Source organism: Roseivivax sp. THAF197b (assembly GCF_009363255.1).
In the GTDB taxonomy this organism is placed as follows: domain Bacteria; phylum Pseudomonadota; class Alphaproteobacteria; order Rhodobacterales; family Rhodobacteraceae; genus Roseivivax.
In genome coordinates, this window is sequence record NZ_CP045318.1 from 2629646 (window position 1) to 2652020 (window position 22375).

General features: G+C 65.6%; 11 protein-coding genes and 1 pseudogene. 7 read left to right on the forward strand and 5 right to left on the reverse strand.

Features of this window, described 5'->3' with window-relative positions:
* Positions 1–6 precede the first annotated feature (6 nt).
* The 3 genes from FIV09_RS12680 to FIV09_RS12690 form a co-directional block, all read right to left on the reverse strand.
* Entirely contained in the window at positions 7–696 is a 690-nt protein-coding gene (locus tag FIV09_RS12680) for a GntR family transcriptional regulator (RefSeq protein ID WP_152450303.1), read from the reverse strand.
* Between the two features lie 120 nt (positions 697–816).
* A complete protein-coding gene (locus FIV09_RS12685; RefSeq protein ID WP_152450304.1) occupies positions 817–3984 on the reverse strand; it encodes an efflux RND transporter permease subunit in 3168 nt (1055 codons plus the stop codon).
* 3 nt (positions 3985–3987) lie between these two features.
* A complete protein-coding gene (locus tag FIV09_RS12690; protein WP_172975716.1) occupies positions 3988–5241 on the reverse strand; it encodes an efflux RND transporter periplasmic adaptor subunit in 1254 nt (417 codons plus the stop codon).
* Between the two features lie 508 nt (positions 5242–5749).
* Between FIV09_RS12690 and FIV09_RS12695 the strand changes: the two genes are divergently transcribed.
* Positions 5750–6022, forward strand: coding sequence for a hypothetical protein (locus FIV09_RS12695; protein ID WP_152450307.1), 273 nt, complete (start codon positions 5750–5752; stop codon positions 6020–6022).
* Between the two features lie 161 nt (positions 6023–6183).
* On the opposite strand, the gene FIV09_RS12700 is transcribed toward FIV09_RS12695, so the two are convergent.
* Positions 6184–7995 (reverse strand): type I secretion protein, encoded by a 1812-nt coding sequence (locus FIV09_RS12700; protein ID WP_152450309.1) that lies wholly within the window; start codon positions 7993–7995, stop codon positions 6184–6186.
* Positions 7996–8728: 733 nt separating this feature from the next.
* Between FIV09_RS12700 and FIV09_RS12705 the strand changes: the two genes are divergently transcribed.
* The 3 genes from FIV09_RS12705 to FIV09_RS12715 all read left to right on the forward strand — a co-directional run bounded on the left by FIV09_RS12705 (position 8729) and on the right by FIV09_RS12715 (position 17846).
* Positions 8729–9241: a hypothetical protein gene (locus FIV09_RS12705; RefSeq protein WP_152450311.1), complete on the forward strand. Its 513-nt coding sequence runs from the start codon at positions 8729–8731 to the stop codon at positions 9239–9241.
* A gap of 60 nt (positions 9242–9301) precedes the next feature.
* Positions 9302–11911 (forward strand): NEW3 domain-containing protein, encoded by a 2610-nt coding sequence (locus FIV09_RS12710; RefSeq protein ID WP_254702431.1) that lies wholly within the window; start codon positions 9302–9304, stop codon positions 11909–11911.
* 187 nt (positions 11912–12098) lie between these two features.
* Positions 12099–17846 carry a DUF11 domain-containing protein gene (locus FIV09_RS12715; RefSeq protein WP_172975717.1) on the forward strand — a complete coding sequence of 1916 codons (5748 nt, stop codon included), beginning with the start codon at positions 12099–12101 and terminating at the stop codon, positions 17844–17846.
* Between the two features lie 364 nt (positions 17847–18210).
* Here the strand turns inward: FIV09_RS12715 and FIV09_RS12720 are convergent, their stop codons facing one another.
* Positions 18211–18960 carry a hypothetical protein gene (locus FIV09_RS12720; RefSeq protein ID WP_152450317.1) on the reverse strand — a complete coding sequence of 250 codons (750 nt, stop codon included), beginning with the start codon at positions 18958–18960 and terminating at the stop codon, positions 18211–18213.
* A gap of 791 nt (positions 18961–19751) precedes the next feature.
* On the opposite strand from FIV09_RS12720, the gene FIV09_RS12725 reads away from it, so the two are divergent.
* The 3 genes and pseudogenes from FIV09_RS12725 to FIV09_RS12735 all read left to right on the forward strand — a co-directional run.
* Complete coding sequence (locus tag FIV09_RS12725) at positions 19752–20564, forward strand: glycosyltransferase (protein ID WP_172975718.1); 813 nt, start codon at positions 19752–19754, stop codon at positions 20562–20564.
* Between the two features lie 22 nt (positions 20565–20586).
* A complete protein-coding gene (locus FIV09_RS12730) occupies positions 20587–21903 on the forward strand; it encodes a hypothetical protein (RefSeq protein WP_152450321.1) in 1317 nt (438 codons plus the stop codon).
* 100 nt (positions 21904–22003) lie between these two features.
* Positions 22004–22333, forward strand: a pseudogene (locus tag FIV09_RS12735) (cupin domain-containing protein); the annotation flags it as partial.
* Between the last annotated feature and the right edge of the window lie 42 nt (positions 22334–22375).

Below are 22375 nucleotides of genomic sequence, written 5' to 3' on the forward strand. Positions count from 1 at the left end.
CGCGGCTCAGGCCGCGTCGCCTCCCGCATCGGAGGTCTTGAGCCGGGCTGCAACACGCGAGGCCCCGGCCAGCAGATGGGCCGACATCACGCTTGAGGCCCAGTCCGGCGCGCGCGCCTCGATGGCGTCGATGATCTCGGCATGGTGGTTGAGGCTGCGCCGCAGGTCCTTTTCGGAGAACATCGAATAGGTCCGCACGACCATGCTGACATCGAGCGCGGTGGTCATCAGCGCGGTCAGGCGCGGAGACCGCGCAGCCGCCACGATGGTGCGGTGAAATTCCTCGTTGGCCTCCGTCAGACGCTGATAGGCGGCCTGATCGCGGGGCGGCGTATCGGCCTGCATCGCGGCGTGGATCCGGCGCAGGGCGGCGATATCCTCCTCGGTGGCAAGACGCGCGGCGCGCTGGACGGAATAGCACTCGACGAGGCGGCGGATCTCGTAGACCTGTTCGGCCTCGTCTTCGGGGAAATGCGCAACCCGCGTGGTGTAGCCGCTTTGCCGCTCGATGAAGCCTTCGAGGATGAGCCGCCCGATCGCTTCCCGAATGGGCGTGCGGCTCAGGCCCAGATCGTCCGAGAGGCGGGTCTCGGTCAGGCGTTCCCCTTCCTTCAGGCGGCCGGTCAGGATATCGTTGCGGATACCGTGATAGGCCTGCTCGGTGGCGTTCATCTTGGGCGGATTCGGGCTTTGCATCGGGTCACGCTTTGTCATTCGCGGGACATTCTGCATGCAAAATATGACCGTTTCCAGACATTATCGCGTACGAACCCCCTATCTGCATACAAAGCATCATGCGACTTGGGTTCGTGAGGCTTATTCCGCGGCCACCGGGCTCGGGGCCGTATCGGCGACCGGACGCGCCGACAGCACGAGCCGCAGAAGCGGCGGCACGGTCAGCAGGGTCAGGAATGCCGACATCGACAAGCCCCCCACCACGACGGCGCCCAGCCCGCGATAAAGCTCGGAGCCTGCGCCGGGGAACAGCACCAGCGGCAGCATCCCGCAGACCGAGGTCAGCGTCGACATGAAGATCGGGCGGATACGGTTGCGCGTCGCCTCCTCGATCGCGTCGACCGGGGCCATGCCCTCCTCGCGCAGATGATAGAGCGATTGGTGAACGATCAGGATCGCGTTGTTCACCACGATCCCCACGAGGATGACGAAGCCCAGAAGCGTCAGCATGTCCAAAGGCTGCGTGCCGATCAGGTTCAGCACCGCCAGCCCGCCGACCCCGCCTGCCGCCGCCACTGGAACGGAGATCATCACAACGAGCGGCAGAACGAACGATTCGAACAGCACGGCCATGACCAGAAAGACGATCACCATCGCCACGGCGAGGTTGATCTGGATCGCGTTCCACGTCTGCGACAGCTGATCCGCCGTGCCCGACACGGACAGGCGCACGCCGGGGGGCAGGCCCTGTTCCTCGAGCACGCCGATCACGTCCGATTGCAGAAGCTCGACCGCCGCCTCAAGCGGCAGCGCATCCGAGGGCCGCACTTCGAGCGTGACCGTGCGCAGACGCTCCAGATGCCGGATCTCCGTCGGACCGGCGGTGACGCGCACCTCGGCGAGCTCCGACGCGGGCACGATCCGTCCCGAGGGTGTAACCACCGGGAAGGCCCCCACATCCTGCGTCCGCAACCCGCTGAGGATCGTGTCGTCGCCCTTCAGCGTCAGGTCCAGACGGCGATTGCCCACATTGATCTCCGCCACGCGTAGCCCGTCATTATAGGCGTCGACCGTCGCGGCCAGATCCTGTGTCGACAGGCCCGCATCGGCCAGACGCACACGGTCAGGGATCAGTCGCAATTCCGGCGCGCCCAGCTCAAGGCCGGGAATGGGCCGGAACTGGTGCCCTTCGGAGCGCGGCAATTTCTGGCTGATGATACCGGCCGCCTGCCCGGCCACGGCCAGGATATCTTCAAGCTCATCGCCCGAGACATTGACCTCGATCGTGCGTCCGCCGCCCACACCGCGCCCGAAAAGCGATGGTTGCGTCATGAAACCGAACGTGCCGGGCTCCGCAAAGATGGGGCGCGACAGGATCGGGATCACGTCCGCCACGCGGCTGCCATCGACTGCCGCCGCACCCACGAAGGAATTGCCCGGTGTTGCCACGAAGAAGAACGAGCTGAGCGCGGGACGGCCATCCTCCGTTTCGGTCGCGGGGCGCGCCTCCCACATGGGTTCGGCCACCGCCTCGATCCGCTGGGCAATGGTCTCGGTCGTGTCGAGGTTGTAGCCCGGCGGCGGGATCAGCAGGCCGAAGACGAGGTTGCGGTTGCCCTCGGGCAGGTATTCGAGCTTCGGCAAGAACGCCCATGCGGCGATCAGCGCGCCACCGCCAATGGCCGCCACCATGACGAGGCCCGCCGCGCGAAAGCGCACGGTGAAGCGGACATAAGCCATGATGAGCCAGGAAAATCCGCGCCCGAAATGATCGATCCCCGGCAGCGGGAAGGTCTTGGTCTGCCCCTCCTTCAGAAGGCGGCTCGACAGGGCCGGGATCACCGTGACCGCCACGACGAGCGACAGCAGCACCGAGACGGAGATCGCAACAGCGATATCCCGGAAAAGCTGCCCCGCCTCAAGCTGCATCACGAGGATCGGGATGAAGACCATCACGGTGGTCAGGGCCGAGACGAGGATCGCGCCCCAGACCTGTTTCGCGCCGATATAGGCGGCCTCGCGGCGGGATTTGCCCTCCTCCCGGAGGCGGAAGATGTTCTCCAGCACGACGATGGCCGCGTCGACGATCATGCCCACGGCGAAGGCGATGCCTGCCAGCGAGATGACGTTGAGCGTGCGCCCCGTCACTGCCATCGCCACGAAGGTCGCCACGATGGAAACCGGGATCGCCATGGAGATGACCAACGTGGCGCGCGGGCTGCGCAGGAAGATCAGCAGGATCGAGGCGGCCAGAAGCCCCCCGATCCAGATATTCTGCGTGACGAGGTCGATGGCGCCCTCGATATAGACCGTCTCGTCATAGACCTGTTCGAGCTGCAGGTTCTGGGCCGCGACGGGACCCTCTTCGAGTTCGCGCAGGACGGTCTTCACCTCGGCCATGGTGGTGATGACATTGGCGCCCTGTTCGCGCACGATGTTGAACGCCAGCGCAGGCTCCCCCCGGAAGCGCAGCCGCGCGGTACCCTCCTTGTAGGCAAAGCCCACCTCGGCCACATCGGCCACGCGCACACGCCCCAGCGCGCCGCTGCGTCCCTGGCTTTCGCTGCGCAGAACGACGCTTTCGATGGCTTCCGCCGTGTTCAGATTGCCGTCCGCGCGCACCACATAGCGGCGCTTGCCCTCGTCGACATCGCCCGCCGAAAGGCTGATATTCTCGGCCCTCAGGCGCGCCACGACGGCGGGAATGGTCAGGCCGAACCGGGCCAGTTCCGCAGGTTGAATGACGATCTGCAATTCACGCGCCACGCCGCCGAAGGCGTTCACGGTCGAGACCCCGTCGATCCGTTCGATCCGTTCCTTGATCACGTCCTCGACGAAATCGCCATATTGCGGCAGCGGACGCTCCGTCGCCTCGGTCGCGCGGACCATGACCCAGGCAATCGGACTGTCGTCGGAGCCCGAGGTGTTGAGCGTGGGCTCCCCGGCCTCGGAGGGATAGCCCCCCACCCGGTCGAGCCGGTTGGACACCAGAAGCAGGATATCCCCCATATCGGAGCCAACCGCGAATTCGAGCGTCACCTCTGCCCGGCCTGTGCGGGCGCGGCTCGTCATGATCTCGAGGCCTTCGAGGCCGCGGAAGGCGTCTTCCTGCGGATTGATGATCTCGCGCTCGACCTCGGCGGGGGCGGCACCGGCCCAGTTCGTCTCCACCACCACGATGGGTTTGCGCACGTCAGGGGCCAGCTGCACCGGGATCCGGGTCAAAGCCAGCACGCCGAAGAGGACGGCCATGATGACCACGGCAAGAACGGCGATGGGCCGGTCGATGGCGGCGCGGATCAGGTCCATGGCTCAGCCCTGCCCGTCGGCATTGTCGGGCGTCTCACCACCTTCTGCCGCGTCGGGGCTCGGTGGGGTGGCGGCATCCTCGGCATCGGCCGTGTCCGGCGCGGGCGCAGATGCGCCGGCCTGATTGCCACCGGGCGCGCTGCCGCCATTGGCAGGCGCGATATCCTGGCCCGGACGCAGCCGTTCGTTGCCGCGCACCACAACCTCGTCGCCCGGCGCGAGCCCCGAGATCACCTCGAACCCGCCGTCGAGCGCGGCCCCGATCTCGACAGTGCGCGGCTGGGCCTTGCCGTCTGCGTTGATGAACACGCTCCACCCGTCGCGGCCCTGGACCAGCGCGTCTTTCGGCACGACGATGACTTCGCGCGGGGCGGAGATCGGCACGTCGAGCGTTACCGACTGTCCTACTGCGACATCGCGCTCGGTGCTGGTGATGGCAAAGCGCACTGGTCGCGTACGGGTCGCGGCAAATTCGGTGGGCAGGATGGCCCGGAGCCTCAGATCGAGCGCGCCGCCTGCATCCGTACGCGCCTCGACCGGTTGATCGTCGCGCAGGGCCGGGACGAAGCGCGCGGGCACGTTGGCCTCCACCTCTGTCGCGCCGAGATCGAGCAATGTCGCGACCTGCGCGCCCGCACCGATATATTCGCCCTTCTGCGCGGTCACCTCCAGCAGGACGGCATCGAAGGGCGCGAAGATCGTCGCGTTCTCCAGCCGGTATTCGGCCTGGGCCAGCGCCGTTTCCGCCGCCTGAATCCGTGCCCGCGCCTGTTGCTCCGCCCCAAGCGCCGCGTTGTAATCGCCCGAGCGTTCGTCGAACTGGGCCTGCGCGATGGTGGAATTCGCCGCCAGCGCCTCTGCCCTGCGCAAGGCCTTCTCGGCGCGGTCGCGCTGAGCGGAGGCCACAGTGACACCCGCTTCGGCAATTTCGATCTCGGCGCGGGCGAGATCGCGGTCGATCTCCAGGAATTCCGTATCGAGCTGCGCCAGGATCGCGCCTTCCGAGACCCGGTCGCCGACGCTAAGCGGCATTCCGGTGACGATACCGGCCACCCGTGCCGCGACCGCGCTCTGCCTGCCGGAGACGACCTCGCCGAAGACCGACACGGTCTCCGACATGGTGCGCATCGTAACCTCTTCCGTGGCGACGCTGGCCGGGCCGCCTTGCGCCTGTGCGTCTTGCGGCAAGCTCAAGAGGGCGAGGAGTGCAAGGCATTGCCCGAGAGGAAGACCGATACGGAGAATGGCGCGCAGCATGAGGGGCTTTCTTGAATTCGAACCAGGAGCCGAGAGGTCAAAAGATAGCGCGATTGCCCCGAGGACCAGCGCACAAAACCGGAATCTGCGCAGATATGTTGTGCATTTATCGCGGAAATCGCCGCGCTCCGCACTGCATCGCGGCAATGAGAGCGCAATCAGGCAGGATCGGTGGCGGGTCATTGGCCGCCTGACTGCCAAGGCACCGGAATTCGAGGCCGGTCGATTCTGCCGCCAGACCTTAAGTTCAGCACAACAGGCGAATTGGCGATCTTAATACGCCATCGAGAGGCCATTTGCGCCTGCGCAGCCGACCAGTCGCAAACACCGACTATACGATCGAGCATCCGGAATGACCCTCCGGACCGGCAGAGTCCCCTTCGGCAGACTTCGCGTCTCTTTCCCGGTCAATTAATGTCATTCCTGTGAAAAGGCATATCACCTTCTTGCAAAAGACATTCTGAAAAACGGATCTCCGAACAGGCGGTCCTGAGCGGAGGACGACAACATGAAACATGCGTCGCATTTCGACTTTATCCCCACGATGCGTCCGCCGTATCATTCCTTTTCTCCAAACAGCATGTTCGAGGAAATCGACCAGGTCAGCGATCATATTTCCCGCATCCAGCCAAGAATGGAATACGAAAGCAAATTGGAAACGACCCGCGCAAAAGAATGCGCAAAGACCTACCAGGGGAAATGCTCGACCCTGACGATGATTTGCCTGGCCTTGGCCACAAGCTTTATCGCGCAAGCCCTGCTGGTCTATACGTTGAGCTGAAACAAAACCTATTGCTGCGCTAAAGACAGGACGCCAATCAGGCGTCCTCTTTTATTTTCGACGAGCCTTTCAAGAGACACGCGCGCGACGCCGGTCGCGAACAAGAACAGGGCGGCCGCAGCCGCCCCTCCGTGTCCTGCCATGCCGAGCGGTGCTGCGCTTCAGCCCAACCCGAAGAGCGCCAGAAGCGGAAGCAGAAGCACGAAGCTCATATCGCCCATGCCGCCCCCATCGCCGCCACCGCCACCGCCGCCGCTGTCATCCCCGTCGTCTTCCTCGTCGTCTTCGTCGTCGCTGGCCTGAGTGGACGGCGCGCTCGCTGAGATCAGCGCGTCGACATCGCTGGCGGTGATCTGGGGTTCGGCTTGCGCTTGCGCGGGGGTGATGACCTCCACCTCTTCTTCCGCCTCCATCGCAGGCGGCACCACATTCTGCGGATCGGCGTCCACCTCGCGCATGACAGCCGCGAAATCCTCCGTCGGCTCGAAGCCGTCGATCACCACATGCATGATCTCGCCGGGCTTGAGTTCCGCCACCAAAATGCCGTCCTGCACCGCCTCCGCGAGCGGGATCTCGGTGACCACCGCGTCCGAGCTGTTATCGCCCGGTGATTGCCCCTCGGCGACGCCCAGAATGTTGATGGTGGCGGACGAAATATCGGTGAACATCTCTGACATGTCGATCTCTTCGATCGAGGTCCGATCGCTGATCGAGGCGATGAAAAAGACCACCTCGTCCTCGCCGTAATAGCCGTGCACATCGGCGTTTTCGCCCACGGCCTCGGTCTCGCGGCTGCTGTCGTCGAAATCGAGGAGGGTCTTGCCCGGAAGGCTGTCGGCCATCATCGAGAACATCTCGCCGGGCGTGGTCAGCTCATCATAGGTGAAGCCCTCGCAAAGCGTGTTGGCGGTGTTCTGAAGAAGCGGCCAGACCTGCGCCTGATCGACACCCATGAAGACCATTTCCTCAAGCGTGTTCAGCATTTCATGGGACTGAAACAGGCCGTAATCTTCTTCGCGATCATAATGGCCGGAATTGCCCGCCTGGTTCCATTCGGTGACGTAGACGTCGATCTCGTCGAACTCCTCACCCCAGGTCTGTTCGACCATGTCGAGCTGGAAGGTGCGGTTCGAAGGGTTCACGCTGCCCTTGGAATAAAGATGTGTGACCACACCATCGACGGCCTCTTTCGATTCTTCCGTCTCGAACGCGTCGAGGATGAGTTCGTTGGCCACCAGCGTCCAGTTCACGGAGCCAGAGGAGCCGATGATGCCGTCGTCGAAATCGGTTCCGTAGTCTTCGTTGAGCGCGTCCACGACCTCTTCGGCGGTCTCGTATTCCGCGTAGTCGTTGGTCAGCGAGGCATAATTGTAATTGTAGCCGGACTGCACGATCAGATCGATCTCTTCGGCCTCGGGATGCGTGTCGGCCATGCCCTGCAACTCGTCATCGATGATGCGCGTCATCTCGGCGGCGAGACGGCCATATTCGACCGAGGACATCTCGCCCGAGCCCCAGTATTCGTTGCCGATCTCGAAGGCGTCGATGGTTGCGTCACCATAGACGCCGCTGACCACGTCATTGACGAAGCCGCGCAGCGCCGCCTCGTCGAGATCCACGTAGCGGTCGCCGTTTTCGTCGGTCTCGTCTGAAAAGAAGTTGCGCGTGGGCAGCACGATGACCGCTGACAGACCCTCCGCCTCGGCAAAGGACATGAAGTCCGACAGGGCGATGAAGCTGCATTCCTCGCCGTCTTCCTTGACCACCAGTTCCGCGTCGGGGTTGGTGATGTCGAAGTAGTTTTCGGTCAGCGAGCCGCCCGGATACCGAAGCGACGTGACCCCGAGGTCATCGACCAGATCGGCAAAGCCCGTATCATCGGAAAGCTCGTCCCGCGACGCGAGGATGTTTCCTCCGAAATGCGCGTCAGTGAAAGTGGCATCGAGTGCCTGGGGAGCAGCAAGACTTACCATGACGCCACCTCGCCCGATCCGAGGTGAATGGAATTGCATGTTTGGGCAATTCGACGTACCGGCACGGATTGCGCGGGCCCGGCATCAAAGAAATTGGCAGTTTTCATTTTGCGCTCCTGGTGAATTGAGGCGTCCCGAATGGCGTTCGGGTCAGGAACAATTCGACCGGAATGGCGCTATTTATGAAGATTGCGAAACGAATAGCCGGAATAGGAAAAGAACGGCGACCCTCTCAGTGTGGAAGTTTCGCTGGACCGAATAGATCGAGAAAGAGCACGGAAGTCGGTATCGGATATCAATTCCGCTTATTTCGAATTCGAAAGATTGAGAATACGCGCAAAAGAAGGATAAGAGCGTATTGATCGAATGGCGCGTCTCCTCCCTTTTGCGGGGCGCGCGACAAAAGGTGCAGCTCTCCAAATCCAAAGGATTGAAGCGCCCCTCTCCTTTCCACCGATTCTGACGCAAATTCCTGAATGGCCGCCAGCTGAGCTGGGTGTCGGCGAAAGAGGTGTGCGCGCGGTACACCTTTCGCGCGTCAAGAGTCTCGAAAGTATATCGGGAGCATCGCAATCGCCCGCGAAGCATCCAGAAGCACGCGCCACTATCCGGCTACACGACTGCCCGGTCAGGCCTTGCACGGGCACATTCCTTTCACCGCAGAACGCGTCCGCAAGGCCGATCCTGTGGAGCCCCCGAACTCTGCCCATGGGCAGCCTTGAAAGGAACCAACATGAAGACCCAGACCCTTCCGACCCTGCTATCGGTGGCCTCGGCTGTGTGTCTCTCGCTCGTGGGTGCGCAAGCCCATGCCGAGACGCTGACCAGCGAAATGGCCTACCGCATCGTTGCCAAGGCAGATGACGGAACCGAGACCCTGATTGAGCGCGACAGCGTGCGCCCGGGCGAGACGATCGAATTCGAGATCATCCATTCCAACGGCACCGAAGACAGCATCGACGGCCTCAGCGTGGCACTCCCCGTGCCCGCAGGCGTGACCGTGATCCTTGGTGAAGAGACCTCGTCGGTGCCTGCCGCCTTCGAAGTCCAGGCCGAGATGGACCCCGAAACGCCCGGCCTCGAATGGTCCACCCTGCCCGCCTCGCGCACCGTGATCGAAACCGATGGCACGGCGCGTACCGAACCCCTTCCTGCCGATGCGGTCACCGCCGTGCGCTGGAATCTCGAAGCCGCTCTGCCGAGTGGCGAGATGACCCGCAACGCCTACCGGGTCGTCGTCAACTAAGCCCTGAGCGCCTCTCCCGGCTGCCTCCCCCCTCCCTTTGTCTCTGAAATGGATAATTCTGTGAAACATCAAACGTTCTTCCGCACGACCAGCGCGCTTGCGCTGGCCTCCGTCCTGGGGGTCGCCGCACATGCCGCGACGCCCGAGGCGGGCTCCGTCATCGGCAACCAGGCCACCGCGACCTATGTGAACGGCGCGGGCGACACGATCACCGTGACCTCGAACAAGGTCGAGACGGTCGTTCAGCAGGTCGCGGGCCTGTTGCTGACCTCCGACAACAGCGAAGAGATCGCGCCCGGCGGCAAGGCCTTCCTGCCGCACATCGTCACCAATACCGGTAACGGCGCCGACGCGTTCGCCCTGACCGCCGTCGAAGGTGCCGGCGATTACGATTTCGCCTCGGTCGTCATCTACGCCGATGCCGACATGGACGGTGTGGCCGACAACGCAACGCCGATCACCGAGACCCCGGTTCTGGCCGCGGGCGAGCGCTTCGGCATCGTCATCGTGACCACCACGCCCGCCACCGCAACAGCAGGCCAGACCGAGACGGTCACTCTGACCGCCACGAGCCAGCTCGACGGCACCGAGACCGTCACCAACCTCGACACCCTGACCGTGGCCACCGGCGCGATCATGGAACTCGTGAAGTCGATGAGCGTCGACAAGAGCGCGGGCGACCCGACCATCGTCGATGCGGGCGACAAGGTCACCGTGACGCTGACCTACTCCAACACCGGTCTGTCTGCCTCGACCGGCTACACCGTCAGCGACGTGATCGACACGCGTCTGCCCTACACGCTCAGCTCGGCCCAGTGGTCCGACGCGACCGTGGCAGGCGGGCTCGATGAATCGAACGGCGCGCTGGTCGATGCCACGAACGGCGTGGGCGAGACCATCGCCTGGCAGGCCGATGCGGCCTCCAACACCGTGGAGTTCGAAATCTCCAGCGTCGCCCCCGGCCGGACCGGCAGCGTGACCTTCGAAGCCACGATCGGCGCGCTGGCCGAAGCGGGCCTGATCGAGAACACCGCGACGCAAGCCGATGCCTCCGGCGCCTATCCCGACTCCAACACCGCATCGGTGGAAGTCGATCCGCAATATGTCCACGTCATCGACGACAGCTTCACGCAGTCCGACCTTTCGGTTCTGCGCTCCGCGACCGATGACGACGCGGCGAATGACAGCGTGCTCGAGACCACGGATACCGCACAGGGCGGCACGGTCGTCTTCGAATTCGTGCTCGGCAACGACTCGAACCAGGACGACGCCTACACGCTCGACGTGAGCAACCTCGACTTCCCGGCAGGCACCACCTTCCGCGTCGTCGGCGCCGATGGCGCGACGCCCATCGTCGGTGAGGTTCCGCTCGCGGCCGGCACCGGCACCAAGGTCACGCTGATCGCGACCCTGCCCGTCAACGCCGCACCCGCCGCCGCAGGCACGACGAACTACACCGCCACGATCGAGGCCACCTCGACGCAAAGCGGCAACGTCAACACCTCGACCGCCGAGTTCACCGGCGCGGTCCTGGCCGCCACGGTCGACCTGACCAACGCGGTCGCAGGCTCCGAAGGCACGGGCGACAACCCCGATAACCTCGGCGCCCCGTGGGTGACCACGACCGCCGATCCGGGCGAGACCGTGATCTACCCGCTCGAGCTTGCGAACCAGGGCACCACGTCGGACAACTACAATCTGACGCTGGACGCCCCCCTGCCCGATGGCTGGACCTACGAATTCCAGCTTCCCGACGGCACGGTCGTGACCAACACCGGCACCATCCCCGCAGGCCAGAGCGCGACGGTCAACCTCGTCATCACGCCCGCGGAAGATGAAGTTCCGGGCACCACGTCCTTCGAGATCGTTGCCACCTCGCCCATCTCGGGCCAGAGCGACAGCATCGTCGACGCGCTAACCGTCAACACCGTGGTCGACCTCGCGATCTCCGCGGACCAGACGACCCAGGCAGCCCCGGGCGGCGTCGTGGACATCCTCCACACCGTGACGAACGAAGGCAACATCACGATCACCGAAGGTGCGCTGAGCCAGACCGGCCTGTCGCAGTTCTCGGGCGTGATCTACCTCGACCAGAACGGGGACGGCGTGCTCGATCCGACCGATCCGGTGATCGACAACATCGACGACATCGCGGGCGGCATCGCACCGGGTGACAGCGTGCAGCTGATCTACCGCGTCCAGGTGGGCCCGGTGCCCGGCGTCGCGGAAACCGGCACGATCTCGATCGACACGGCGCTCAACAGCGGTGCCGCGACCGATGGCGACACGCTCGACAACGCGGTCGAGGACCAGATCGTGGTCGTCTCGGGTGACGTGACCCTGACCAAGTACCAGGCCATCGACCCCGATTGCGACGGCAATCCCGGCGCCTTCTCCAAGGAGCGTCAGGCCGTCGAGCCCAACCAGTGTATCCGTTACCGGATCGTTGCGGCCAATACCGGCACCGCCTCCGTCGATGACGTCGTCATCAAGGATATCGTGCCGGCCTACACCGCCTACGAGACCTGCGGCGCGGCTTGCGACGCGGCTGTCACCCCGGCGACCGCAACGCTCGATGTGACCGGCGATCCGCTGATCGAAAGCAGCCACGGCGCGCTTGCCCCCGGCGCCGATGCCTCGCTCGAGTTCACGGTCCGCGTCGATCCCTGATCGCTGACACGAAAGACCGCTCTCCCGCCGCCCCGGCGCGCGGGGGAGCCCCCTCTCCCCGAGATTTTCTCAGATTTCCAAAGGCCTCACCAGCCGTCCCGTTCAGGCCTCACCAGCCGCCCTCCAGCCCTTTTTCATCTTCAGTATGCCACCCCGCCGCCCCCGCGCCTCTGCCCCGGAGACCCCCATGCCCAAAGCCCGCAACATGCCGCTGCCCGGTCTTGTCCGCCCCTGGCTGTCTTTCCTGATGGCCCTCGCTTTGGCGCTTGTCGCCAGTTTCGGCACACCGGTCGCGGCGCGCAGCCCGGCGCCGGGGACGGAGATCGCCAACCAGGCGATCACGACCTACTGGAACCCGCAATTCGGCCTTCTGGAGACGGTCCGGTCGAACACGGTCGTCGCGACCGTGCAGGCCGTGGCCGCGGTCGAGCTGTCGGGCTTCACCGATCTGCGCCTGACACGCGGCGCCGTGGACCAGCATTATTTCGAGGTCCGCAATGACGGCAATGTCGATGTCAGCATCGGCCTCACGCTCGTGCAGGACATGGAGCGGGGCATCTTGGGCAATCAGAAGCTGTTCTGGGACCGCAACCGCAACGCCATCATCGACGCTGACGACCCCGTGGTCGAACGCGGCGCGCCACTGCCCGTGGAGGTCGGTGCACGCCAGCAGATGATCTACCAGTTCCGGGTTCGGGACGAGGCGCGGCTTGGCGATGAAGCCTGGACCTCGCTCGGCTTCGACCAGACCAATACTCAGGCCATCGCGCGCGGGAACATCCCGCTGGTGACACGTGGCGAAGGCCGTGGCCGGGTGATCGTGTCCGAAGGCACGTTCGAGCTGCAAAAATCCGTGGCTGCCCGCAAGACCGCGACAGGCACGGACCTGACCTACACGATCGCCGTGCGCAACAACGCCACGATGCCGATCCCCCCCTACACCACCATCGGCACGGAAGAGATCCTGATCGACGGCGCGCCCCGCCGCGTCGTTCTGGTGCGTGACGAGATCCCGCTGAATACCGTCTTTCAGGCAACCGGGCCGTCCTCTGGCTTCATGCCGATCTATCACGTCGCGGGCGCGCCGATGCAGAGCTATGTCACGACCCCGCCCGCCGATCCCGCCCGGATCGATGCGCTTGCCTGGGCGTGGGACGGCATCTTCGAGGTCGGCCAATCGGCGGATCTGGAATTCACCGTGACCGTGCCCGGCACGCTAGGCGATCTCGAGGTCGAGAATGTGGCAGGCGCTTATCACCCGGGCGGTCCGGATTTCGACATCGTGCCCTCGAACCCGGTCACTCTGGACGTGGCGGGCGAAGGCGCCGCGCTACAGTTCGACCGCGCGATCGCTGCCTTGAACGAAGATCAGAGCCTGAAGCTCAACGGCGGCGCCTGCAATGTGAGCGACGCCATCGACAGCGTCGAGATCACCGTGCGCAGCCAGCTGACCGGCGATCTGGAGCAAGTGACGGCGACCGAGACCGGACCCAATACCGGCATCTTCTCCACCGGTCCCCTGCCGCTTTTGCAGATGTCGCGCCCGGTGCATCATGACGGCGTGATGGCGACGGAGGCGGGCGACACGCTGACGGGCACAGCCCTTTGCGGCGATCTGCAGCTGTCCGCGACGCTGCCCGTGGTGCCTGGCAATGTCGTCTTCAACGCGGTCAGCAACGCGCCCGTCGCTGGCGCCGAAGTGATCCTGCGCGACATGTCGGGCCGTGAAGTCGCACGCCGCACGAGCGATGCGCGCGGCTTCTTTTCCTTCGGCACGATGGGCGCGGGCCGCTATGTCTACGATGTGCAGCCGCCCTCGGGCCTGAACTTTCCGTCGGACCGCGACAGCTTTCCCGATTTCGGCCGCAGCGTACGCGCCGATTCAGGATACGGCGCGGCCTTCTCCCATGACGGCCAGACGCTCGCGCCGAGCGACATCCCGCTCGATCCCGGCTACACGATGCCCGTCACGCTGGAAAAGAGCGCGGGCAAGGCCCGCATCGAGACCGGCGAGAGCCTGCGCTACACGCTCGTCGCCGCGAACGAGATGGACGAAGCGCTGGTCGATGCAGTTGTCACCGATACGCTTCCCGCGGGCATGGATTACGTCGAAGGATCGCTGCGGGTCGATGGCGATGCCGCGCCCGACCCCGCGACCGGCCCCGATGGTGCGATGCGCATCTCGCTCGGCACGCTGGCCCCCAAGGCGCGCGTCACGATCAGCTACGTGTTGCGGGCCACGCCCGCCCTCGATCCCGGCAGCCTCGTCAACGTGGCGCAATTGTCCGGTCAGCGTGCCGGGCTGGGCAACCGCGTCACATCCAACGAGGCGCGCGCGGAGGTCACGCTCGATGATCGCGGCGGTGTCTTCTCTCCCGAAGGCGTGGTTGTCGGCACGGTGTACCTCGATTGCGACGCGAACGGCGTGAAAGGCCTGCAGGAAGACGAGCCCGGCGTGCCCGGCGTGCGCATCGTCACGCAGACCGGCCTGACGGTCGTGACCGACCATGAAGGCAAGTTCTCGCTCTTCGGTCTGCGCCCCGTCACCCATGCGTTTGTGCTCGACCATCGCACCCTGCCTGCGGGCGCGGAAGCGCTGGCCACGCGGACGATGGATCTGCGGCGCGGCGGCTCGCGGCTCGTGGATCTCAAGCGTGGCGAGCTGCGCAACGAATCCTTCGCCCTGAGCTGCCCCGCCACGGCCCGGTCCGAGACCGCCGAGCGCATCGCCCTCTTCGCCGCGCGCCAGGCGGAGACCGGTCCGGAGCGTCTGGGCGATCTGCCGCTACAGGCGGGCCGTCCCGCGCCGCTTTCTGCGCGCACCGAAGCGGGTCTTGCCACCCAGACGCAGCTCAGCCCCGCAGGGGTTGCGCGCGCCGTGGCCGAGGATGCCGAGGCCCCCGCGCGGGATGTGGCGAGGATGAGCCTTGAAGAGATGGTCGCGGAGATGGATGCCACGCTGGGTTTCCTGGACCTGCCCGCCGAAGGCCGGACCCGCCGCTCCACCCTGTCGCTGCGCGTAAAGGGGCCCGCCGACCTGGACCTCGCGCTCACGCTGAACGGCAGCCCGGTGCCTGCAAGCCGCATCGGCGAGCGGACAAGCTGGGCTGCGGGCAATGTACAGGCGATGGAATACGTGGCCCTTGAGCTGCGCCCCGGTCGCAACGTGCTGACGCTCTCGGGCACCGATCCGTTCGGCATCCCCCGCGCCAGTGCGGAGGCCGTGATCACCGCACCCGGCGCGCCTGCCCGGCTTGCGATCATCGCGCCGGACGAGGCCCCCGCAAGTGCCGGGACGGCCGTGCCCGTGCTCGTTCAGATTCGTGACGCCGCGGGCCGCCCGGTCGAGACCTCGTCGCTGGTGACGCTGTCGGCGCACCATGGCCGTTGGGACGTGGCCGATATTCGGCCCGAAACGCCGGGCACGCAGGTCTATCTCGACAATGGCGAAGCGACCTTCGATCTTCTGGCACCGCAAGTCTCGGGCCCGGACCGGATCACCGCGACCAGCAGCTTCGGCACCGCCGAGGCGCGGCTGAACTGGGTGCCCGATCTCGATGCCCGCATCCTTGTCGGGGTTATCGAGGGCGCCGTCGCCCTTGGCGGCGAGAACGTGGCCCTCGATCAGGATCAGCTTTCGCCCTTCGAGGAGACGGCGACGGGCCTGCGCGGCGAGCTCTACCTCAAGGGCCGGATCCGCGGCGATAAGCTTCTGACCCTGCGCTATTCGTCGGACCGCGATACCGAGGATCGGCTCTTCCGCGATATCCGCACCGATGAATATTACCCGGTCTACGGAGATGCGTCCGAGCGCGGCTATGATGCGGCCTCGTCGAGCAATCTCTACGTCAAGATCGAGAAAGGCGCGTCCTACATCCTCTATGGCGATTTCGCGATCGAGCCTGCATCGGATGCCTATGAGCTTGGCGCCTATAACCGGGTGACCACCGGCCTCAAGGGGCATTGGCAGGGCGAGGATGTCGCCGTCACGGTCTTTGCCGCTCGCACACGTCAGGGCCAGAAGATCGAGGAAGTGCCCGCGCGCGGCATCTCCGGCCCCTATGATCTGGACCTCACGGACATCCAGGAAGGCAGCGAACGGGTCGACCTTCTGGTCCGCGACCGCATCTCCGGCGAGATCATCGAGGAACGCAGCCAGATCCGGCTGACCGATTACGTGCTCGACTATTTCCGCGGTGCGATCCTGTTCAACGCGCCCGTGGCGCAGACAGATGCCTCGGGCAACCCGATCTCGATCCGCATCCGCTACGAGACCGAGGCCGACACGACCGAACGCTACTGGCTCTACGGGGCGGAGGTGCTCTGGCAGGCAGGCGCGCGCACCGAGATGGGCCTGCGGGTCGTCCATGCGGATGCCGAGGAAATGACCGACGAGCGCGAGCGCGTCATGGCCGCCTTCCTGCGCAGCTGGATCGGCGAGCGCACGGAGATCGAGGCCGAGATCGCGCGCTCCGAAGACGCTGCAGGCGTGGCGGGCACCGGTGCGCGCGTGGCCCTCACCCATTACGGCAGGAGCGCCACTCTGCGACTAGAAGCAACCTCGACGGACGAGGATTTCGCCCCCACGGGCGCATCCGTCGACCCCGGCATCGACCAGATCAGCCTGGGCGTGGAGACGCTGGTCTTCGGCGAAGATCGGCTTGAGGCAGAGCTGCAATATGTCCGCGATCGCATCAACGAGACCGAGCGTCTGAACGGCGAAGCCACGGTCGAAATCGCGCGCAATCCCGACGAGACCCTGCGCGCCGGCCTGCGCTTCGAGCATGACATGCATGACCCCGACGCCGATATCCGGCTTTACGGCATCCTTGGCGCCACCTGGTCGCGCAGCGCGGGCGAAGACGGGCGTCCCATGACCTTCGGTTTCGACATGCTGACGCCGGTGTCGGGCGGCATGGACGGCTTCGCACGCTTCTCGGCGCAATATGCCGCCACCGACAAGCTGCGCTTCAACCTCGATGGCGAGGTGACGCTGTTCGGCGATGACAGCCCCGAGCGGCTGTCCTATCTCGCCTTCTCGGTGGATTACGCCGTGACCGAGCACGTGACCGCGCGCAGCGAGATGCATGCCGAGGGGCACGATCTGGAAGCCGCGCGGATGATCCAGTCGATGCGCGCCGCCTGGTCGCCCATTCACGGCGTGGACCTGCGCTTCGGGGTCGAGCATACCCACGGGCTTGGCACCGACGAGGACTGGCTGACCGCCGTAACCTTCGGGATGGACTGGATGTCCGAGGATGGCAACTGGATCGCGGATCTCGACCTCGAGACCACCTTCGAGGACGAAGGCGACACCTTCTACGCCAATCTCGGTGTCGCGGGTCAGATCACGCCCGAGCTGAGCGTTCTGGGCCGCGTCCGGCACGCGGTCGACGATACCGGCGCCGAGGATGTCCGCATCCGCCAGCGCGCCCGCATCGGTGCGGCCTACCGTCCGCTGGACGACGATCGGCTTAACGTTCTGGCCTGGTACGAGCGCCGGTTCGAGCAGGACGGTGTGCGCGAGGATGCGCATCTGTGGTCCTTCGCCGCCGCATACCGGGCGCGCGAAAACCTCGACCTGCGCGGAAAATATGCGGGCATCCACCGCGAGACGCGCTTCGAGGATGGCGTGACCAGTGCCGCCACGACGCAGCTTGTGCAGGCCGGGCTTGATTGGGATTTCGCCGATGACCGGTTCCGCCTCGGCCTGCAGGCCTCGCATCTGTGGGATTCCGAAGGCTACGCCACACAAGCGATCGGCGCCGAATTCGGCATCGCGATGGCCGAGGGCACGCTTCTTGCGGTGGGGTATAACCACCTCAACAAGATGCTCCCGGGCGCCGAGGATCTGATCGGCGAGGGCTTCTACGTCCGTCTGCGCCTTCTGCTCGACACGTCGCTCTGGGACCGGCTAGAGCGTTGGCTGGACTGAGCAACACCACCGGAATGCATGAAACGCCGGGCCTGCGGGTCCGGCGTTTTTCTGTTGGGCTTGGCCGCGTCGCAGAATCTTGAGCCTGCCGTGTTCCGGTGCTCCCCCACCCAGGAACTCTAACAGCGTGGGCAGGCCATGGCATTCTCACTGCCCTGATGCCCTTCGCAGAGGCCGGACGACATGGGATACCGGGCCTGCTGCGCCACATCGGCGGACCAGCCCGACACCGGATCGCAGTGAATATGGGAACGATCCCGCGGTATCCTCGGTGACCCGAAGTGCTTCTCAGAGCCAGCGGCCAAAAAAAACGGCGCCGAAGCGCCGCAAGTCAACACGAGGGGTAGAAAAAGACGCGTCGCGATCAGTCGAAGATCGCCGCCATGTGCCGGTCGTAATCGCGCCAGGAGATCGTCGCGTGATTTCCGGCATAGCCGTGGTAATAGGACCGCCCCGAGCTGGTCGGCAGGCCCGCCCAAATGCGCGCGAGGTTGTGCATGAACCGTTTGCGGCTAAGCGCGCCGTCATGGAACGCGGCATAGCCGGCATCCAGCAGCAACAGATCGGCCAGGCGATCCTGCAGCTCGGGCGTGAACTGCGCGGAATGCGGCGTACCGCTGCGCTTGAGCAGGGACCGCAGGGTCTTCGGGATAAACTGGTAGCGCCCGATGGCGTGGGGCTGGCCGGGCGTCGCGCGGACCCAGTCGAGGATTTCGCCAACGCTCATTTCAGTGGGGCGGCGCGGCGGTAGGCGCTTGGCGCCGTAATTCACCGCGTCATAGCCCAGACGTCCGGCTTCGGCGGCGGCGATCAGGCTTTTCAGCTTGGCCACGCGATTTGCGCCTTCCAGGCGGATGGGCGCGCCCTGGCGCACCGCACCCATGGTCGAGATCCGGCCGGGCCGCGTCTTGGCAAGCTTCGGTTTGGCGATCTGCAGGCTTGGCGTCGAGACGGGATTGTGGAAGCTGCCATCCCAGAGATCGGCCATCGGCGCATGGGGCATCTTTGGCGCGCTGCGCAGATCGCCCGCTTCGACAGCGGAGCTGAGAGCGGGCAGGACAAGCGCGCAGGACAAGAGCAACGCGCGGCGGGAGCGATCGAAAAGTCGGGGCATCGGGCAAGGTCCTTCGAGGTGGCAGGGGGACGTTGTGATGGGCAGGTGTGATGTCGGTGGGGCCGACCCATCCAACCTGCCCGAGCCCCGATCTTCCCGGCAGACCAGCATGCGGACAGTGCCCCCTCCAGAGGCCTAGCGACCGATCGCATCGGGCACTCCGCCTATCCGAAAGAGGTGCGCCCGCGCGCGGACGGTGCGTGATGGGCAGCATTCGGGCAAGCGGTCTTCATCGCGCGGCCTTCAGCGCCGCGCGCCCATGCGCCCGCGATGTTGCGGCGAAACGCGGGTTAGCGCGCCGGATGTGATCGCATTTGATCCAACGACCGACTGACGGTGCCAGACGATATTTGCACCGCTCACACGCCTGTCCGGATGCGCGACTATAAGGAGGCCGCGTTCTACCGCTCAGAAATGGGGTGTGTCCGCTGCCTCGCGCATCGAAGGCAGGCTCTGCCCACAGCCAGACTTATTGGCGCCGGTGCGCTGGCCGGGATCCAGGCGTCTCGATCGGCGGTGCGAACATTCCACGCAAACCGCAGATCTGGGACGCCTTCAAGCGACTAGCCCCGCGGACCGCGCGAACCGCCCGATTCTGGCCCCTGATGCCCCCACCGGCGTAGCGCCCTAATCGAACGTATAGCCGTGCGCGGCACTTGGGCTGCCCGGCGACCCACTCGCCTCCCCATTCGCTGCCGATGGTGCGCGCCGTAACCCGACGCCCAAGCGACGGAGGCCGCGCTGCATGGGAAGACAGGAGCAACCAGTCACCTGCTCACGGACTTCCGAAAATGCGCATCGACCCCACCCTGACCGCCGCGACCGCACCGTCCTTTTCCTATTCGACCGGACGCACGATCATCGTGGTCCCCTGCTACAACGAGGCACAGCGCCTCGATGTCGGTGCCTTTCATGCCGCGCTCGAGATGCTGCCCGGTATCGACTTTCTCTTTGTGGACGATGGCAGCCGCGACGCGACGCTCGAGCGTCTGCAGGACATGGCGAAACGCGCACCGAGCCGCATCTCGGTGCTGGCGCTGCCCCGCAATGGCGGCAAGGCCGAGGCTGTCCGGCAGGGCCTGATCGAAGCCACGGCCCGCGGTGCTGCCATCACCGGCTACTGGGATGCCGATCTCGCCACGCCGCTCGATGCCATCGGTGACATGCTGCGGGTTCTGAACCGCCATGACCATGTCGAGGTCATCTTCGGTTCCCGCCGACCGCTGCTGGGTCACAAGATCGAGCGCGCCGACAATCGTCGCCTCGTCTCAAGGATCTGCAACGCACTGGCGCGTGTCGCGCTGCGCATGCCCATCGGCGACACGCAATGCGGCGCCAAGATGCTGCGCGCCACCCCGTCGCTGACTCGCGCGCTTGCCGCACCGTTCCAGGCCGGATGGCTGTTCGACATCGAGCTCTTCTCGCGGCTCGGCACGAACGGGACGACGCAGGCCGCCTTCTACGAAATGCCGCTGGCCGAATGGTACGAGATCCCCGGCTCCAAGGTCAGCGCCCGCGCGGTTCTGCGCGCCGGTGTGCAGATGCTGGGCCTGATCGCCGAGATCCGCATCGCCCCACTGGCCCAGCGCGCCGCGTTTCTCTGACCGCCCCCCCGAGGATCATCCGATGCCCCGCCCCATGCCCCTTTTCGGTCGGCTCTCGACCACTGCGCTCGCCCTGAGCCCGGCGGCGGCCATCTTCGTGTCCTCGAACATCGCCAATGTCGGCAACCTCGCCTACAACATGCTGTTCAGCCGCTGGCTCGGACCGGAGCTGTTCGGCGATCTGGCCCTGCTCCTGACGCTGAAACTGGGCATTCTGGCCGCGCTCACGGCGGTGCAGATGGCGGTCTCCAAACGCGTGGCCGCCGAAGACGGCGCGACCGTCACGAGCGCCCATGCCCGACTGGCCCGCAACGCCCTCCTCTGGGGCGGTATCGCGTTGCCCATCTGCCTTTTCGCGCTCTGGATTGCGCAAGCCGGTGAGGCCCTGTCGCTGTCGGAGCCGGGCGCGCTGATGCTTCTCGCACTGGCCCTACCCTTCGCGATGCCGCTTTGTCTGCTGCGCGGGGTGCTGACCGGCAGGCTGCAGGTCGGCGCCGTTATCCGCTCCACCCAGATCGAGATGCTCGTGCGTCTGGCGGGCGGCGCTTTGGCCTGGCAGATGGGCTGGGGATTGACCGGGATCAGTGCCGCGCTGGCCCTGTCGATCGTGCTGGGCTGGGCCGTCATTGCCCGCGATGTGCCCGCCACTGACCCTGGCGCCACAGCACAGCCCGCCTCCCGCCAGCTCATCCGCGGGCTGACCATTGCCGCCCTGCCCTTCGCCTTTCTGCAACTGGCCCAGGTGGCGCTTCTGGATGGCGACCTGCTGCTCGCCAAGCTTCTGCTGACGCCCGTCGAGACCGGTCAGCTTGCCGTGCTCGGATTGTTCCAGCGGATCGAGTTCTTCGCCTGTTTCGGCCTGGCCTCGGTGCTTTTGCCCACAATCGGCCTTGCCCTTGCCCGCGGCGAAAGCGTGCTGCGTGCGGCCCGCCCGGTGGCGCTTCTCTTCCTGCTGGTCTCGGTGCCGCTGATGCTGGCCGCGCTCCTCATCCCCGAGGTCCTGCTCACGCTGCTGGCCGGTCCCGCCTTCCGCGATGCCGCCCCCCATCTGGCCGAGGCCGCAGGCGCCGCCACCGCCTTCACGCTGAGCTACCTCGTGGCGACCTGGCTTTCGGCCCAGAACGATTACCGCGGGATCGCGCTCCTCGCCGTGGCGGTGCCGCTTTACCTGGGCGCTGTACCGCTCGCCGCGCAACTGACCGGCCAGGCCGATCTCGCCCTGCTCGTCACGCTCAAGCTGCAGGTTCAGCTGGGCCTCGCCCTCCTGATGCTCAGCCTTGCCGCTTTCCGCTCCGTCCCGAAACGACCCGCGCCCGTCCCGGCCCCCATGCCCGGATGAGCGCAGCCCCGCACGCCCCTCAAATCACCAACCACGAAAGACCACGCCCATGACCAAACACATGCACATCCAGGCCGAGACCCCTGCCGTCACCCGCGAAGACCGCCCCTGGGGCCATTACGAATCGCTGATGCTCGGCGGTCGCTTCCAGGTGAAGTCCATCGTTGTCGATCCCGGCGGCATCCTGAGCCTGCAGAGCCACATGCACCGCGCCGAGCACTGGATCGTCGTCGAAGGCACGGCAACCGTCACGGTGGGCGAGGATGTCCGGCTCCTGCCCGAGCAGAGCCACGTCTTCATCCCGCTCGGCGCCAAGCACCGGCTGGCCAATTCCGGCAAGGTCCCGATGCGCCTGATCGAAGTCCAGATGGGCCCGTATCTGGGCGAGGACGACATCACCCGCTTCGAGGATGTCTACGACCGCCACTGACCCCGGCACGACAGCGCCGGGCGGGCCTGCCAAGCCCGCCCG

Coding starts and splice junctions, on each gene's coding strand:
- FIV09_RS12680 (WP_152450303.1), bottom strand. CDS start 696: ATGCAAAGCCCGAATCCGCCCAAGATGAACGCCACCGAGCAGGCCTAT.
- FIV09_RS12685 (WP_152450304.1), bottom strand. CDS start 3,984: ATGGACCTGATCCGCGCCGCCATCGACCGGCCCATCGCCGTTCTTGCC.
- FIV09_RS12690 (WP_172975716.1), bottom strand. CDS start 5,241: ATGCTGCGCGCCATTCTCCGTATCGGTCTTCCTCTCGGGCAATGCCTT.
- FIV09_RS12695 (WP_152450307.1), top strand. CDS start 5,750: ATGAAACATGCGTCGCATTTCGACTTTATCCCCACGATGCGTCCGCCG.
- FIV09_RS12700 (WP_152450309.1), bottom strand. CDS start 7,995: ATGGTAAGTCTTGCTGCTCCCCAGGCACTCGATGCCACTTTCACTGAC.
- FIV09_RS12705 (WP_152450311.1), top strand. CDS start 8,729: ATGAAGACCCAGACCCTTCCGACCCTGCTATCGGTGGCCTCGGCTGTG.
- FIV09_RS12715 (WP_172975717.1), top strand. CDS start 12,099: ATGCCCAAAGCCCGCAACATGCCGCTGCCCGGTCTTGTCCGCCCCTGG.
- FIV09_RS12720 (WP_152450317.1), bottom strand. CDS start 18,960: ATGCCCCGACTTTTCGATCGCTCCCGCCGCGCGTTGCTCTTGTCCTGC.
- FIV09_RS12725 (WP_172975718.1), top strand. CDS start 19,752: ATGCGCATCGACCCCACCCTGACCGCCGCGACCGCACCGTCCTTTTCC.
- FIV09_RS12730 (WP_152450321.1), top strand. CDS start 20,587: ATGCCCCGCCCCATGCCCCTTTTCGGTCGGCTCTCGACCACTGCGCTC.